The organism is Streptomyces sp. NPDC006872 (genome assembly GCF_040635845.1).
Lineage (GTDB): Bacteria > Actinomycetota > Actinomycetes > Streptomycetales > Streptomycetaceae > Streptomyces.
Genome location: NZ_JBEYIL010000007.1, coordinates 146,022 through 161,654, shown reverse-complemented (window position 1 = coordinate 161,654; position 15,633 = coordinate 146,022). Strand labels below are relative to the sequence as shown.

12 protein-coding genes are annotated in these 15,633 nt (G+C 74.7%); 8 read left to right on the top strand and 4 right to left on the bottom strand.

Features of this window, described 5'->3' with window-relative positions:
- Positions 1-45: 45 nt before the first annotated feature.
- Complete coding sequence (gene cyc2, locus ABZ725_RS21935) at positions 46-2,244, top strand: germacradienol/geosmin synthase Cyc2 (RefSeq protein WP_358804271.1); 2,199 nt, start codon at positions 46-48, stop codon at positions 2,242-2,244.
- Here cyc2 and ABZ725_RS21930 read toward each other — a convergent pair.
- The gene (locus ABZ725_RS21930) at positions 2,230-2,976 is read right to left on the bottom strand and encodes a hypothetical protein (protein WP_358804270.1); all 747 of its coding nucleotides are present in this window, start codon (positions 2,974-2,976) and stop codon (positions 2,230-2,232) included. The genes cyc2 and ABZ725_RS21930 overlap by 15 nt on opposite strands.
- Positions 2,977-3,102: 126 nt before the next feature.
- On the opposite strand from ABZ725_RS21930, the gene ABZ725_RS21925 reads away from it, so the two are divergent.
- From ABZ725_RS21925 to ABZ725_RS21910, 4 genes are all read left to right on the top strand, one after another.
- Positions 3,103-3,969 (top strand): LysR family transcriptional regulator, encoded by an 867-nt coding sequence (locus tag ABZ725_RS21925; protein ID WP_358804269.1) that lies wholly within the window; start codon positions 3,103-3,105, stop codon positions 3,967-3,969.
- 169 nt (positions 3,970-4,138) lie between these two features.
- Positions 4,139-4,813 carry a PDZ domain-containing protein gene (locus ABZ725_RS21920; protein ID WP_358804268.1) on the top strand — a complete coding sequence of 225 codons (675 nt, stop codon included), beginning with the start codon at positions 4,139-4,141 and terminating at the stop codon, positions 4,811-4,813.
- Between the two features lie 314 nt (positions 4,814-5,127).
- Complete coding sequence (locus ABZ725_RS21915; protein ID WP_358804267.1) at positions 5,128-6,255, top strand: aminopeptidase P family protein; 1,128 nt, start codon at positions 5,128-5,130, stop codon at positions 6,253-6,255.
- Between the two features lie 52 nt (positions 6,256-6,307).
- Positions 6,308-7,285, top strand: coding sequence for an aminoglycoside phosphotransferase family protein (locus ABZ725_RS21910; RefSeq protein WP_358804266.1), 978 nt, complete (start codon positions 6,308-6,310; stop codon positions 7,283-7,285).
- 6 nt (positions 7,286-7,291) lie between these two features.
- Here ABZ725_RS21910 and treZ read toward each other — a convergent pair whose 3' ends face one another.
- Positions 7,292-9,037 carry a malto-oligosyltrehalose trehalohydrolase gene (gene treZ / locus ABZ725_RS21905; protein ID WP_358804265.1) on the bottom strand — a complete coding sequence of 582 codons (1,746 nt, stop codon included), beginning with the start codon at positions 9,035-9,037 and terminating at the stop codon, positions 7,292-7,294.
- A gap of 165 nt (positions 9,038-9,202) precedes the next feature.
- Here treZ and ABZ725_RS21900 point away from each other — a divergent pair, with 165 nt between their 5' ends.
- From ABZ725_RS21900 to ABZ725_RS21890, 3 genes are all read left to right on the top strand, one after another.
- Complete coding sequence (locus tag ABZ725_RS21900; RefSeq protein ID WP_358804264.1) at positions 9,203-9,754, top strand: DUF1707 and FHA domain-containing protein; 552 nt, start codon at positions 9,203-9,205, stop codon at positions 9,752-9,754.
- Between the two features lie 156 nt (positions 9,755-9,910).
- Complete coding sequence (locus tag ABZ725_RS21895) at positions 9,911-11,281, top strand: M14 family zinc carboxypeptidase (RefSeq protein WP_358804263.1); 1,371 nt, start codon at positions 9,911-9,913, stop codon at positions 11,279-11,281.
- Complete coding sequence (locus ABZ725_RS21890; protein ID WP_358804262.1) at positions 11,278-11,736, top strand: SSI family serine proteinase inhibitor; 459 nt, start codon at positions 11,278-11,280, stop codon at positions 11,734-11,736. Before ABZ725_RS21895 ends, ABZ725_RS21890 begins: the two co-directional genes overlap by 4 nt.
- 76 nt (positions 11,737-11,812) lie before the next feature.
- On the opposite strand, the gene ABZ725_RS21885 is transcribed toward ABZ725_RS21890, so the two are convergent.
- Positions 11,813-13,063: a M14 family zinc carboxypeptidase gene (locus tag ABZ725_RS21885; RefSeq protein ID WP_358804261.1), complete on the bottom strand. Its 1,251-nt coding sequence runs from the start codon at positions 13,061-13,063 to the stop codon at positions 11,813-11,815.
- Between the two features lie 166 nt (positions 13,064-13,229).
- Positions 13,230-15,611: a malto-oligosyltrehalose synthase gene (gene treY, locus ABZ725_RS21880; protein WP_358804260.1), complete on the bottom strand. Its 2,382-nt coding sequence runs from the start codon at positions 15,609-15,611 to the stop codon at positions 13,230-13,232.
- Positions 15,612-15,633 lie beyond the last annotated feature (22 nt).

Here is a 15,633-nt window from a genome sequence, read left to right as displayed (position 1 = left end):
GCCGCCCCGCGGATGGCGGTCGGCGACCCCGGGTAGGGCCCGGCCATGACTCAACCGTTCGAACTCCCGCACTTCTACATGCCGCATCCGGCGCGGCTGAACCCGCATGTCGATCAGGCGCGGCTCCACTCGACGCAGTGGGCGCGCGACATGGGCATGCTGGAGGGGTCCGGGATCTGGGAGCAGGCCGACCTGGAGGCGCACGACTACGGCCTGCTCTGCGCCTACACCCACCCCGACTGCGACGGCCGCGCGCTGTCGCTGATCACCGACTGGTACGTGTGGGTGTTCTTCTTCGACGACCACTTCCTCGACATGTTCAAACGCACCCCCGACCGCGCCGCGGGCAAGGCCCATCTGGACCGGCTCCCGCTGTTCATGCCGCTGGACCTGTCGACCCCCGTGCCCGAGCCGCAGAACCCGGTCGAGGCGGGCCTGAGGGACCTGTGGGCGCGCACCGTGCCGGACATGTCGCAGGACTGGCGGCGCCGGTTCGCCGTCGCGACGGAGCATCTGCTCAACGAGTCGATGTGGGAGCTGTCCAACATCCACGAGGGGCGGATCGCCAACCCCGTCGAGTACATCGAGATGCGCCGCAAGGTGGGCGGCGCGCCCTGGTCGGCGGGGCTCGTGGAGTACGCCACCGCCGAGGTGCCGGTCGCCGTCGCCGGGTCGAGGCCGCTCAGGGTGCTGATGGAGACCTTCTCCGACGCCGTGCACCTGCGCAACGACCTGTTCTCGTACCAGCGCGAGGTCGAGGACGAGGGGGAGAACAGCAACGGCGTGCTCGTCCTGGAGACGTTCTTCGGCTGCACCACCCAGGAGGCCGCCGACACCGTCAACGACATCCTCACCTCCCGCCTCCACCAGTTCGAGCACACCGCCTTCACCGAAGTGCCCGCGCTCGCCCTGGAGAAGGGCCTCAGGCCCGACGAGGTCCTCGCGGTCGCCGCCTACACCAAGGGTCTGCAGGACTGGCAGTCCGGCGGCCACGAATGGCACATGCGCTCCAGCCGCTACATGAACAAGGGCGTCGCCCTCGACGCGCCCTGGCAGAAGCTGACCGGACCCGGCACCTCAGCCGCCGACGTCGGCGCGCTGCTCGCCTCGGCCGCCGCCGAACGCCTGCGCGGGTACGCGCACGTGCCCTTCCAGAAGGTCGGCCCGTCCCTGTTGCCCGATTTCCACATGCCGTACCAGGTCACGCTCTGCCCGCACCTGGAGGCGTCCCGCCCACGTCTCACCGCCTGGTCGCACCGGATGGGCATCCTGGAGGAAGGAGTCTGGGACGAGGACAAACTCGCCGCCTACGACCTCCCCCTGTGCTCGGCAGGCCTCGACCCGGACGCCACCCCGCAGGCGCTCGACCTCAGCGCCGCGTGGCTCGCCTGGGGCACCTACGGCGACGACTACTACCCGCTGGTCTTCGGCGGGCGGCGGGACCTCGCGGCGGCCCGCCTCACCACGGCCCGGCTGTCGGCCTGTATGCCCCTCGACGGCGAGGCGGCGCCCGTCGTCCCCGCCAACGCCATGGAATGCGGCCTGCTGGACCTGTGGGCGCGCACCACCGCGGACATGACCCCCGACCAGCGGCGCACCCTGCGCGACTCGGTGGACGTCATGACCGAGAGCTGGGTGTGGGAGCTGTCCAACCAGCTCCAGAACCGCGTCCCCGACCCGATCGACTACCTGGAGATGCGCCGCGCGACCTTCGGCTCCGACCTCACCCTGAGCATGTGCCGGATGGGCCAGGGGCCCGCGGTCCCGCCCGAGGTGTACCGCGCCGGACCCGTCCAGGCGCTGGAGAACGCCGCCATCGACTACGCGTGCCTCACCAACGACGTCTTCTCGTACCAGAAGGAGATCGAGTACGAGGGAGAGATGCACAACGCGATGCTCGTCGTGCAGAACTTCTTCGGCTGCGACTACCCGACCGCGCTCGGCATCGTGCACGACCTGATGACCCAGCGCATGCAGCAGTTCGAACATGTCATCGCGCACGAACTGCCGGTCGTCTACGACGACTTCGACCTCTCGCCCGAGGCCCGCGAGGCGATGGGGCACTACGTCGCCGACCTGCAGAACTGGCTGGCGGGCATCCTGCACTGGCACCGTGAGGTCGACCGGTACAAGTCCGGTTACCTGGCCCGCCGCACCCACGGCTTCCTGCCGGACCTCGCGCCGGCCGCACCCGCCCCGTACCTGTCGACCCTGTCGACGTCCGGACTCTCATACACGAGATAGATCCCCCGGAGCGCTGCGGCGGGTGGCGTGTTGGACGGCGGCTCGGGCCAGCGCCCGGACGATCGAGTGAGGGCGAGCGCCGTCGCCGGACAGCTCCGGCTGGAAGAGGGAGGCCAGGAAGAAGGGATGGCCCGGGAGTTCGGCGATGCGGACATGGCCGTCCTCGTCCTGGCCGCTGAAGCGCAGCCCGTGGGCGCGCAGGGTGTCCAGGTGCCGGGAGGGGCCGTACGCGCAGAAGTAGCGCTCGACCGTGCGCTCCGAGCCGATCACGGACTGGGCGAGCGAGCCCGGCTCGAGTGTCACCACGCCCTCGTGGCCCACGAGCGAACAGGCCAGCGGCTCGATGAGCAGGTCGTCCGCGTCGGGATCGGTCTCGGCGTGCGCCGCCCGTGTCAACCCGCAGACATTGCGGGCGTACTCCAGCAGCGCGTGCTGGAAGCCGGCGCAGGTGCCGAGGAACGGGATGCCCTCCTCGCGCGCCGTACGGATCGCGGACAGCACGCCCGCCTCGCTCCGGTAGGGGCTGCCCGGCACCACCCACACCGCGTCGAAGCCGCGCACCGCGCCCTCGGCCCCCGCTTCCTCGGAGGGGATCCAGTAGGCGTCCAGGACCAGCCGGTCCCGGGCGGCGAGGGCGTCCAACAGAAGCGGGATCCGGGTGTGCGAGACGACGTTCGGGGAGCGGTCGCCGACCAGGGCGACCCGCGCGATCTGAGCTGCGGTGTCGGTCATGCCCCTCATCCTGGGCGCGCCGCCACTTCACGTCCAACGATGATTCCTGCACTCTCCATAAGCAGAGCTGATGCAGAGCGGATGCGGAACGGACGCAGGCCGTTGCATCCCTGCGACCCTGGACGCATGGACCCGCACCTCCTGCGCACCTACGTCACCGTCGCCCGCCTCGCCTCCTTCTCCGAGGCCGCCCGGGAACTCGGCTACACCCAGTCCGCCGTCTCCCAGCACATCGCGAGCCTCGAACAGGACCTCGGCGCAGCCCTGCTCACCCGCCGCCCCGTCACCCCCACCACGGCCGGTGAGCGGCTCCTCGAGCACGCGGGACCGCTGCTGCTGCGCCTGGACGCGGCCCGCGCGGACGTCGTCCGGATCGCCTCGGCGCCCCCGCACGGGCTGACCCTGGCCGCCACGCCGACCGCCCTCGGCCCCGCCGCCCTCGCCGCGCTGCCGCCGGCCGGCGTGACGCTGCGCGTCCTCGGCCGCGACGACGTACCCGCCGCCGTCGCCGAGGGCGCGGCCGATCTGGGCCTCGTCGACGGCCTGGCCGCGCCCAGCGACCCCCTGCGCCTGCCCGACGTGGCGCCGCTGACCACGAGCGGCGTCGGCGAGGAGCCGGTCGCCGTCCTGCTGCCCGCGAGCCACCCCCTGGCCCGGCGCGGCGGGCTGCGCCTCGGCGACCTCGCCGACGCACGCTGGCTGGACGCCCCCGACGCCGCGCTGCCGCTGGCCCAGCTGCGGGCGGCGGGCGGCGGCCACGGCTTCCGCCCCGCCCTGCGCTACGACGGCGCCGACGTCCGCGTCCTGACCGCCCTGGCCGCCGCCGGACACGGCCTGACCCTGCTGCCCCGCTCGGCGGCCGCAGGAGTCCCGGGAACGGTCGCCGTCCCGGTCGTCGAGCCGCGGGTCGTACAGCGGGTCGAACTCGTGTACGCAGGTGTGCCGTCGGGCGCCGCGCGGACGCTCGTGGAGGCGCTGTCCACGCGCGCGTGAGACGCGGTCCAGCGCGGAGGGGCCCGCGTTCGGGGTGACCGCGCTGTCCACGCGCGCGTGAGACGCCGGTACGGGTCGGCCGTACCGCTCCTGACCCTGGGTCAGTCTCACTCGTTCGTGGCTAGTGGTGCGTCGGAGCGCCGGGTAGAGCACCAGCCGGAGGCGATCCATGGAACAGACAGCGTTGCGTCCCAAGCCCATGCCGGGTCAGGAGCCCGGCGGCGGCGCCAGACCGGGCGGCCGGGGCCGGCGTCCGCACGCCGCGCGCCGCCGCGGCCGACGGCTGACGACCCTGCTGCTCGGTCTGTTCGCCGGCACCGTCCTGGTCCTGTCCGGCGTCGGACTCGGCACCCTGGGGGCGACCGTGATCGGCATGAGCAGGCTGGCCGAGCTGCAGCGACAGACGGCGGCGCAGGGCGCACCGGGCGCACCGGGTTCAGCAGGCGCACAGGGCTCCCAGGGCTCCCAGGGCGCGCTGGGCATCGCGTCCGCCCCGGGCCCGTCGAGTCCGTCCGGGCCGCCGAAGTCGTCCGGCTCCCTGGGGCCGTCCCGAGCGGCCCCCGCGTCCCCGCGCCCCGCCGAAGCCACCCTCGGCCTGGAGGCCGTGGACGCGGAGAAGGCGGGCGCCGAGATCGTCGCCGTCCACGTGCCCGGCCCCGGCTACGCGGCGGGCCTGGTCCGCGGCGACGTCCTGCTGGCGTTCGGCAGCACCAGGATCGACTCGGCGACGGACCTCGCGCGGGCGGTCGACGAGGCGCGACCCGGCGAGGGGATCAAGCTGACGCTACGTCACCGAAGCGGTGGATACCAGCAGTTGACGGTGACCCCGGGCGTCGTCACCTGAGAGCGGCCCGAGGCCTGCCCGAGGTCGCCCCGGGGCCGGCCCCGGGACGGGCGGGCGGCGCGCAGAGCGGCCGGGCGGCCTGTCGGGGCGGGCCGCCACCGAAGCGCGCCGACCCGAGGACCACCGTCCTCGCCCGCCCTTCCTGGCACGGTTCGCGCCGAAGGACGGCCGACTCGACCGGGAAACGTGCCGAAACCCTTGTCGACCGGCTCGCGCGACCCCCGCCGGACGGGCAGGATGCTGCCCGTGGTCGTCACGTCAGTGCGACCACGTCCGTCACACCCCAGTCGCCACGTCCTTCCCGGGAGGCCCGGATGACCGGCACCGCCGCCGCGCCGTTCACCGCCGACGACTACCGGGCCCGCATGGAGCGGGCCGCGCGCGAGGCCGCCGAGGCCGGACTCGCCGGAGTTCTCGTGGCGCCCGGACCCGACCTCGTATGGCTCACCGGCTACGCGCCCACCGCCGCCACCGAACGGCTCACCCTGCTCGTCCTCGCGCCCGGCCGGGACGCCGTCCTCGTCGTGCCGACGCTGGAGGCCCCCGACGCCGCGAAGGCGGTCGGCGCCCCGGCGCTCACCCTGCGGGACTGGACCGACGGCAAGGACCCCTACGCGGCCACCGCCGCCCTCCTCGGGGCAGGCGGCCGGTTCGGGATCAGCGACAACGCCTGGGCGCTGCATCTGCTGGGCCTGCAGAAGGCCCTGCCCGCCACCTCCTACGCCTCCCTCACCGAGGCCCTGCCGATGCTGCGGGCGGTCAAGGACGCGGCGGAGCTGGAGCTCATGGCGGCCGCGGGAGCGGCCGCTGACGCAACGTTCGAGGAGATCCGGAAGGTTCCCTTCGCCGGGCGCCGCGAGACGGAGGTCGGCGCCGACCTCGCCCGGCTGCTGCGCCGCTTCGGGCACTCCCAGGTCGACTTCACCATCGTCGCCTCCGGGCCGAACGGCGCCAACCCGCACCACGAGGTCGGCGACCGCGTCATCGAACGCGGCGACATGGTCGTCCTCGACTTCGGCGGCCTCAAGGACGGCTACGGCTCCGACACCTCCCGCACCGTCCACGTCGGCGAGCCCACCGACGAGGAGCGCCGCGTCCACGACCTGGTGCGCGAGGCCCAGGAGGCGGGCTTTCGGGCGGTGCGGCCCGGCGTCGCCTGCCAGGAGGTCGACCGGGCCGCCCGCGCGGTCATCGCCGACGCCGGCTACGGCGACCGCTTCATCCACCGCACCGGCCACGGCATCGGCGTCACCACCCATGAGCCGCCGTACATGATCGAGGGCGAGGAGCGGCCCATGGTGCCCGGCATGTGCTTCTCCGTCGAGCCGGGCGTGTACCTGCCCGGCCGGTTCGGGGTGCGCATCGAGGACATCGTCACCGTCGCCGAGGACGGCGGCCGCCGTCTCAACGACACCACCCGCGAACTGGTCATAGTGGACTGACCCACCCCCACCAGGAGTTCCCGGCACCCACCCGAACGGCAGCGGCGCGACCATGACCCAGGCACCGACACCCACCCCGGACACCGTCCGCCGACTGGTCCGTGCGCTCCTGGAAGGGGGCGGCGCGAGCGGTTCCGGACCGGAGGTGCGGCCTGTCGCCGAGGACGGCTCCCCCTTCACCTGGTGGGTCGGCGCCCGCCATGTGCTGCGCCTGGCCCCCGACGCCGAGGCGACCCTGCGCCGCCGCCGCGAACTGCGGCTGCGCGACCTGGTCCGCCCGCACGTCCCGGTCGCCGTGCCGACCAGCGTCGCGCACGGCGAGTGGTCCCCCGGGCTGGCCTACACCCTCGACGCCAAGCTGCCCGGCGACACGGCCGAGGAGCACGACGTGTCGGCCGTCGGCGAGGCCGATCTCGCCGGACTGCTCCGCGGGCTGCGCGAGGTGCCGCCCCGGCAGGCCGAGGCGCTCGGTGTGCCGCGCGCCGCCCCGCGCTCCCTGGAGGCGCTGCGCCGGATGGCCGTGGCCGCCGCCGAACGCCTCGCCCGCGCCGACGAGTTCGACCCCGCCCGCCTGCACCAGCTCACCCCGCTCGGCGCCGCGCAGCTCGCCGCCCAGCCCGCCACCGCGGTCCTCGTCCATCACGCGCTGTACGGCGAGCACCTCCTGGTGAGCGCAGACGGCCGGGTGCGCGGCGTCCTCGACTGGACCGCCACGGTCCTCGGCGACCCCGCCGAGGACATCGCCGGGCTCGCCCTCGCGGTCGGCTCCGGCGCCGCCGTCCGCGCCGCCACGCTCGCCGGCTACGGCGCCCGCCCCTGTCTGCGCGGCCTGTGGCTGGCCCGCTGCGACACCGTCGTCCGGCTCGCGGACCGCCTCAAGGGCACCGCTGCGGGCCGGCCGGACCCCGAAGCCCTCTCCCTCCCGCGGGCCCGGCTGCGACGGGCCTGGGAGGCGATCCTGCTGGAACGGGTGACGGAGTTCCGCGAGGACGGCGAGAGCGGGGCGGACGGGGCGGACGAAGAGGGGTAGCCGGGCTCACTCCTGCTCCAGCACCACGCACGCCTCCCCGGGCAGCTGCAGCAGTCCGTCCGGACCCGGTACGGCCACCGGCTCCCAGGCGGCCAGCACGCGGGCCGGGCGCGGGCCCAGCGGGATCGCGGCCGGCTCCTTGCCGAGGTTGACGGCCACCCGGACGTCGCCCCGCCGGAACGCCAGCCAGCGGGCCTGCGCGTCATGGGCGACCTTGATGTCGGCCAGGTCGGGATCGGTGAGGTCCGCCGTCGCGTGCCGCAGCGCGATCAGCTCGCGGTACCAGGCCAGCACGCGCGCGTGCGGCTCGCGCCGCGGCTCGGACCAGTCCAGGCAGGAGCGCTCGCGCGTCGCCGGGTCCTGTGGGTCGGGGACGTCCTCCTCGGCCCAGCCGTGCGCCGTGAACTCCCGCCGTCTGCCCCGCCGTACGGCCTCCGCGAGCTCCGGGTCGGTGTGGTCGGTGAAGTACTGCCAGGGTGTGCCCGCCGCCCACTCCTCGCCCATGAACAGCATCGGCGTGAACGGGGCGGTCAGCGTCAGCGCGGCCGCGCACGCCAGCAGACCGGGGGAGAGGGACGCCGAGAGACGGTCGCCCCGCGCGCGGTTGCCGATCTGGTCGTGGGTCTGGCCGTAGCCGAGGAGACGGTGCGCGGGGACGCGCGCACGGTCCAGCGGGCGGCCGTGGCGCCGGCCGCGGAACCCGGAGTACGTGCCGTCGTGGAAGAAGCCGCCGGTGAGGGTCTTGGCGAGGGCGGCGAACGGGTCGCGCGCGAAGTCGGCGTAGTAGCCCTGGGACTCGCCGGTGAGCGCGGTGTGCAGGGCGTGGTGGAAGTCGTCGTTCCACTGCGCGTGCAGGCCCAGGCCGCCCTCCCGGCGGGGTGCGATCAGTCGTGGGTCGTTCAGGTCGGACTCCGCGATCAGGAACAGCCGCCGGCCCGTCTCCGCGGCGAGGGCGTCCACGGCCGTCGACAGCTCCTCCAGGAAGTGGCACGCGCGCGTGTCCGCCAATGCGTGCACCGCGTCCAGCCGCAGCCCGTCGAGCCGGTAGTCGTGCAGCCAGGCCAGCGCGCTGCCCACCAGGTACGCGCGCACCTCGTCCGAGCCGGGTGCGTCCAGGTTGACGGCAGCCCCCCAGGGCGTGTGGTGCGTCTCGGTGAAGTACGGGCCGAACGCGGGCAGATGGTTGCCGGACGGGCCCAGATGGTTGTGCACCACGTCCAGGACGACGCCCAGGCCGAGTTCGTGGGCCCGGTCGACGAACCGCTTCAGCGCCTCGGGACCGCCGTACGGTTCGTGCACCGCCCACGGCGACACCCCGTCGTACCCCCAGCCGTGCCGGCCGGGGAACGCGCACAGCGGCATCAACTCCACGTGCGTCACGCCCAGTTCGGCGAGGTGTCCGAGCCGCTCGGCGGCCGCGTCCAGCGTGCCCTCGGGGGTGTACGTGCCCACGTGCAGCTCGTACAGGACGGCGCCCGGCAGCGGGCGACCGGACCACTGCGTGCGCCAGGCGTAGCGGTTGTGGTCGACGACCGCGCTCGGCCCGTCGGGGCCGTCCGGCTGGCGGCGCGAGCGGGGATCGGGCCGGACGGGGCCGTCGTCCACCGCGAAGCCGTACCGGGTGCCGTCCGCGGCCTCCGCCTCACCGGTCCACCACCCCGCCCGCTCCGGATCGCGTTCCATCGCGCGCGCGGCGTCGCCGCACCGGAGCGTCACACGTTCGGCCTGCGGTGCCCACACCTCGAACTGCACGGACGGTTCCCCTTCGTCTGTTCACCGTGATGTAGCCCGTCCCGTCCATCGTGCTCCACACGAGATCAATCCGTGTTCGGAACACTCCCATTGGCGCACGCGCGCGTGGGGTGGGCGTTTCCCGTCTTCTGGACACCCGGGGTTCACTGACCGACAATCACGAGCGTGACGTCGTCTTTCGAGTTCAACACGTATCCCGCGCGGTTGTCGGACGCGGAGCGCGACCACGCGCTGAAGGTGTTGCGGGACGGCGTCGCCATGGGGCGCCTGTCGCACGACACGTTCATCCGGCGCATGGAGCTCGCTCTGGCCGCCCGCCGCTCCGACGAGCTCGCCGTCCTGACCGCCGACCTGCCCGAGGAGAAGCGCTTCTCGCGGGTCGTCCTCGGCGCCGTCGAGGCGGTCTCGGGCTTCACCGTCCGGCTGCGCAGGGCCTGGCAGGCCGAGCGGCTGCCCAAGCTGCTGCTGCCGCACCCGGGCACCGCGCACGCGCTGCGCATCGGCCGCGACCCCGCGAGCGGCCTCAGGCTGACCCACGAGAGCGTCTCGCGGGTGCACGCCGAACTCAGCCGCCAGGGCGGCATGTGGGTGCTGCGCGATCTCGGCTCCACCAACGGGACGACCGTCAACGGACGTCGGGTCATCGGCGCGGCCGTGGTCCGTGAGGGCGACCAGGTCGCCTTCGGCCGGATGGGGTTCCGCCTCTCGGTGGACTGACCCCGGACCCCGGACCCCCGCCCTCGGACCCCCGACCGGTCCGGGGCGAACGACCTGCCCGGCCAAGTACCCGCGCGTGCGGCGGTGTTGACGTACCCCCGGCCGATGACTCACTGTGCGTACACCAGATACGCCAGGTGAACCGACGGCGCCGCCTTGTGGAGGTGTGTCCTGCCGCCACTCCTCCGCTACCCGACCGTGGACGAACTCGCGGCCCGCGCGGCCGCGCTCGCCGTCCGCAGCTCCGGGGACGTCCGGTTGCGCCGCGTCGGGGTCTCCCGCGCGGGCACGCCCCTGTGGCTGCTCTCCGTCGGCCGGGGCGCCCGCCAGGCCCTCGTCGTCGCCGGACCGCACGCCAACGAGCCCGTCGGCGGCGCCACCGTCCTGCGGCTGGCCGAACGCGTCCTGGCCGACCCGCGGCTCACCGTCGGCGCCGATGCCACCTGGAACCTGCTGCTCTGCCTGGACCCCGACGGCCTGCGCCGCAACGAGGGCTGGCTGTCCGGCCCCTACAGCCTCGGCCGCTACTTCCGGAACTTCTTCCGGCCCGGCTTCCTGGAACAGCCCGAATGGCTGCCCGACGGCGCGGCCGCCGCCGCGCTGCCGGAGACCCGTGCGCTGCTCCGCCTCCAGGACGAACTGAAACCTTTCTTCCAGTGCTCGCTGCACGGCGTCGACGTCGGCGGCGCCTTCGTGGAACTCACCCGTGACCTGCCCGGACTCTCCCGGCGGGTGGCCCACGCCGCCGCCCGCCTCGGCATCCCCCGCGAACTCGGGCCCTACGACGCCCTGTACTGGCCGCGCCTGGCGCCCGCCGTCTACCGGATCCCGCCCCCGCGCGTGGGCGATCTGGCCGCCGCCATCACCGAGGCCGCCGTCGAGTCGACCTGGTACCACCCGCACCGGCACGGCACGGTCACCGCGGTCGTCGAGGCGCCCATGTGGGGCGTCGCCGCCGTCGAGGACGGCTCCCCGCCCGCCGACCGGGACGCGGTGCTGCGCGCCGTGAGCCATGCCCTGCGCCGTGACACAGAGCTGCTGGAACGTATCCTCACGCGGGTGCGGCCCCGCCTCGCCGATCTCCCGGACGCGGCCCGCCTGCTCGCCCCGGTCGACGACTATTTACTGGTCTGCCCCGGCCTCGCGGACGCCTGGGACCCCGACACCGCCGACCCGGCCCGCCCGCTCCCGCCGCTCAGCACCGCCCATCTGACCGCCCTGCGCATCGCCGGCCGCCGGATCGCCGTCCGGACGGCGGGCCTGCTGCACCAGCTCGTCACCGGCGCCGGAGCCGACCCCTGCGGCGCGCTGCCCGAGCTGGACGGGCTCATCGACGCGTGGTGCGCCGGCTACCAGGACGACTGCGGAGCGCGCTGGATCCCCGTCGCACGGCAGGCGGAGTACCAGGCGCGGGTCGTGCTCGCCGCGTTCGAGCTGGCCGGACGGCCGCCCGCAGCACCCGCACGTGCCCGTTCGGGTGAGTCGGACTGGGGTACCCAGCCCGCCGTGCCGATGCACCGGGAATGACGCACTTCCGCAACCCTCTCCGCTCGGCGAAAGCCGTCCGGCGCACCCTGGCGGCCGCGGCCGCCCTCCTCCTCGCCGCCGGAGCCGCCCCGGCCCTGGCGGCCTCCCACGACGCCCTCCCCGGCAACTGGCTCCAGCTCACCGTCGTCCGCGGCGACGCCCGCTCCAGCGACAGCCGCGGCACCCTCCTGATGTGCGACCCGCCCCAGGGCCACTCCCGCGCCGCCGAGGCCTGCGACGTCCTGGCGAGGGCCGACGGCGACGTCGGCGCCCTCACCGGGGACGGCAGCCGCATCTGCCCGCTCCTGTACGCCCCGGTGACCGTCCGGGCGCAGGGAGAGTGGAACGGGCGTCCGGTCGACTACCAGCGCACCTTCGGCAACGACTGCGAGCGGGAGGCGCTGACGGGGGCCGTGTTCGCCCTGGACGACGACGAGCAGGTGCCCGAGGTCTGAGCAGGAAAGGCGGCCACGGCGGCCGTGGGCCCGCGCGCGTGCCCGCGGCCGCCGTCCGGGTGGCCGCCGTTCGGCTCTACGCAGCCCGTTCGCGCGCGTGCAGGGCCGCCGCCACGACCGTGCGGGACTGATGCTCGACCTGGTGCTCCAAGGGCACCCAGCGGGCCCGGAAACGGTCGGCGAAGGCGTCGCTCCAGGTCTCGACGAGCTGCTCCAGGCGCGGGGCCGCGTGGTCGTCGCTCTCCTGCAGGACCCGCCACAGCATCGCGGCCGCCCGCAGCGGCAGCCGGCGCGCGAAGGCGTCCACGCTGCCGACGTACGCCATCGTCGTGCCCGCCGGCGGTGTGTGGGTCCAGTCCGCGGCCAGCCCCGGCACCAGCTCCAGCGCCCATCTGGCCGCCCGCAGCAGGGGACCGTCGACGCCCTCCAGCCGCGGCAGCGCCTCGACGAGCACCCGCTCCACCTCCGTGGTGTCCCGCAGCAGCCGTCGCGCCAGCCGCTGGATCGCCGCGGCCGGCGCGGGATGCTGGGCGGGGTCGTCCACCATGTCGCTCGCCCACATCGGCACCTCCACCACCGCGGTCAGACCGCCGTAGCGATGGGCGTGGTACCAGGTGCTGTGCCGCGCGTCGTCCGGCATGCTCGGGTAGGCCGCGTCCGCCCCGGCGGCCGGCATCACGTGCACGCCGGGCCCGGAGGCCGGCCAGCCCGCCGCGTCGGAGGCGCCCGTCTCCACCGGGATGTGCAACTGGGCCGCGGACTTCGCGAACGGCTCGGCGAGACCCGGGATGTCCTTGGTCAACTGCACCCAGCTGCCGCCCAGGTCGGTGCCGTGCAGGGTCACCTGGAGGTAGGGCCGCAGCTCGTCGATGACCCGGGTCAGCGCGCGCGTCTCGGGCGGCAGCCGGTCCGGCGGCAGCACGGCGGGGGACCACTCGGGCTGCTCCGGACCGGCCGGCCGGAAGAAGCCGAGGTGGTACTCCAGCAGGCTGCGCGGCGCCGGGGTCACATGCAGACTCGCCCCGTCGGGGTCCGCGCACAGCAGGAAGTGCCAGGACGTGCCGTCGCGCAACTCCCGCTCGTACAACACCCGTTCGGCGAGCGCCAGCAGGGTGGAACCCCCGGTCGGCTCGTTCGCGTGGGCGCCCGCGACGACGAGCACGGCCCGCGGGGCGTGTCCCACGGACAGCAGGTGCAGAGGCCGGCCCGCGCGGGAGACCCCCACCTGCCGCAGCGCACACACGCCGGGTTGATGCGTGGCCAACGCCCGGGCAAAGGAGGTCAGTTCGATCACCGTGGGGTAGCGCAGCTCCGGCAGGAGACTCACCCCCGTATTGGTCCGCCCGGCCTTCGCATCCGCAGTACCCCACGGTCTCTGTGAACTGTCAAGGAGGCCTCGGGGGAGGCTCCAGGGGGCGCTCGGATGCGCGCGCCGGCGGTGGGGTACGGCCGTTCACCCCCGATTCTCCAAGTCCTGTGGACGGCAACGGAGTTCAGTCGCCGACGCCCTCCGCCCGCTCCAGCAGCGCCACCGGCAGCGCCTCGAAGAGTTCCGCCACGCGCGCGTGCCCCGTGAACTCCCGCGCCGGAGCCAGCGCGTCGATCCACCGCCCCGGCGGCAGCGCCAGCCGCGTCTCGCGCCAGCCGCCCGCCTCCGCCAGCCGCAGCGACAGCCGCGTCACGGCCGTCACCACCCGGCCCGAGCGGGCGAACGCCAGACAGTGCGCCGCGGCCGCCCCCTCGGCGGCCAGCGGCTCGTACGTCGCCGGGACCCCGAACACCCCCGGCCGCCGCCGGCGCAGTCGCAGCGCGGCCGCGGTCACCGCGTCCTTGACGCCGGGACGCTCCGGCGGGAACCGCACCGGGCGCCGGTTGTCCGGGTCCACCAGCGCCCGGTACTCGCTCTCCGTGCCCTGGTAGAGGTCCGGCACCCCCGGCATCGTCAGCTGCACCAGCGCCGTGCCCAGCACGTTCGCCCGGATGTACGACTCCAGCTCGCCGCGCAGCGCGGCGATCCGCTCGCCCGGCGGCCCGCACGGCCCGGCCGCCACGAACGCGGCCACCGCCTCCTCGTAGGGCGGCTCCTGCTCCGTCCAGCTCGTGTACAGCCCCGCCTCGCGCGCGTGCTTGAGCAACGCCTCCTGAACGCGTTCCGGGGCCGCCGGACCGAGGCCGAAGACCGTCTGCCAGGCCGCCCACGCCAGCTGCCCGTCCGGCACCTCCGGTTCGTCCTGCTCGCCCTCCTTCGCGCGCGTGACCTCCTCCAGGACGTCCGCCCAGCGCCGCGGGCACTCGGTGAGCACGGCGAGCGCGGCGCGCACATCGGCGCTGCGCTTGGTGTCGTGCGTCGACACGACCGTCCCACCGGTCGGCCAGTCGCGCTGCACGCGCGCGCAGTACGCGTGGAAGTCGGCCGGGGACCCGCCCGGGGCGCCCGGGTCGCCGCCCACCTCGTTCGCCGCCAGCAGCGGCACGTACCGGTAGAACGCCGTGTCCTCCACCGACTTGGCCCGCAGCGCGGACGCCGTCTGCGCGAACCGCACGCGGAACTCCGCCCCCGCCGCACCCTCCCCGCCGAGCACCAGGCCCCGCACCACGTCGACCGCGCCCGCCTCCTCGGGCACGACGAACGCCTGGCGCGCCGCCCGGGCCGCCGCCTCGGTGACGACGGCCGCCGGGTCGCCCGAGGCGTACGGCCGGTAGACCTCCAGCCGGACGAGCAGCTCCTCCAGCGCCGTGCGCAGCGCCCAGGGCGCCCGGTCGCGCAGCGCGGGATCCGCCGACGCGGCGCACACCCGGGACGCGACCCGGGTCAGCCGGTCCGTCTCGGCCGCCAGCTCATGGCCGAGCACCCCGTACGCCGCTCGCCGCACCGTCGCCGCCCAGTCGCCGCCCCGGTCCGTCTGCGGGGCCGCGAAGCGCCGGTAATGGGCCCGGAGCTCCCCGACCCCCGCGGGGTCCGTGAAGAGGCCGTCGACGCGGCGCAGGGCGTCGTAGCCGGTCGTGCCGGCGACCGGCCAGGAGTCCGGCAGCCGCTCCCGGTCCGCCAGGATCTTCTCGACGACCGTCCAGCGGCCGCCGCTCGCCTCGTGCAGCCGCTCCAGGTAGCCGTCGGGGTCGGCGAGGCCGTCGGGGTGGTCGACGCGCAGCCCGTCGACCACGCCCTCGTGCAGCAGCCGCAGGATCGTGCCGTGCGTGGCCTCGAACACCTCCGGGTCCTCCACCCGCACCCCGATGAGCTCCGAGATGCTGAAGAAGCGCCGGTAGTTCAGCTCGGTGCGGGCCAGCCGCCACCACACCGGCCGGTACCACTGGGCGTCCAGCAGCCGCGGCAGCGGCAGCCCCTCGGTGCCTTCGCGCAGCGGGAAGGCGTGGTCGTGGTAGCGCAGGACGTCCCCGTCCACCCGCAGATGCGCCAGCTCCGACCCGAGGGGACCGCCGAGCACCGGGAGCAGGACCTGTCCGCCCTGCGCCGCCCAGTCGATGTCGAACCAGCGCGCGTACGGCGACTCGGGGCCCTCTCGCAGCACCTCCCACAGGGCGCGGTTGTGACGCGGGGCCATCGCCATGTGGTTGGGCACGATGTCCACGACCAGCCCGAGCCCGTGCTCCCGCGCGGTGCGCGCCAGCGCCCGCAGCCCCTCCTCCCCGCCCAGCTCCCCGCGTACGCGCGTGGGGTCCACGACGTCATACCCGTGCGGGGAGCCGGGGACGGCCTCCAGGACCGGGGACAGATGCAGATGCGAGACGCCGAGCGAGTCCAGGTACGGCACGGCCGCCGCCGCGGCCCGGAACGGGAACCCGGGCTGCAGCTGCAGCCGGTAGGTCGCCGTCGGCGTCACGGGAACAGGGGCGTCACGTCGCTCAGAGGTCATGACCACCTACGTACCCGCCCGG

Coding starts and splice junctions, on each gene's coding strand:
- cyc2 (WP_358804271.1), top strand. CDS start 46: ATGACTCAACCGTTCGAACTCCCGCACTTCTACATGCCGCATCCGGCG.
- ABZ725_RS21930 (WP_358804270.1), bottom strand. CDS start 2,976: ATGACCGACACCGCAGCTCAGATCGCGCGGGTCGCCCTGGTCGGCGAC.
- ABZ725_RS21925 (WP_358804269.1), top strand. CDS start 3,103: ATGGACCCGCACCTCCTGCGCACCTACGTCACCGTCGCCCGCCTCGCC.
- ABZ725_RS21920 (WP_358804268.1), top strand. CDS start 4,139: ATGGAACAGACAGCGTTGCGTCCCAAGCCCATGCCGGGTCAGGAGCCC.
- ABZ725_RS21915 (WP_358804267.1), top strand. CDS start 5,128: ATGACCGGCACCGCCGCCGCGCCGTTCACCGCCGACGACTACCGGGCC.
- ABZ725_RS21910 (WP_358804266.1), top strand. CDS start 6,308: ATGACCCAGGCACCGACACCCACCCCGGACACCGTCCGCCGACTGGTC.
- ABZ725_RS21890 (WP_358804262.1), top strand. CDS start 11,278: ATGACGCACTTCCGCAACCCTCTCCGCTCGGCGAAAGCCGTCCGGCGC.
- treY (WP_358804260.1), bottom strand. CDS start 15,611: ATGACCTCTGAGCGACGTGACGCCCCTGTTCCCGTGACGCCGACGGCG.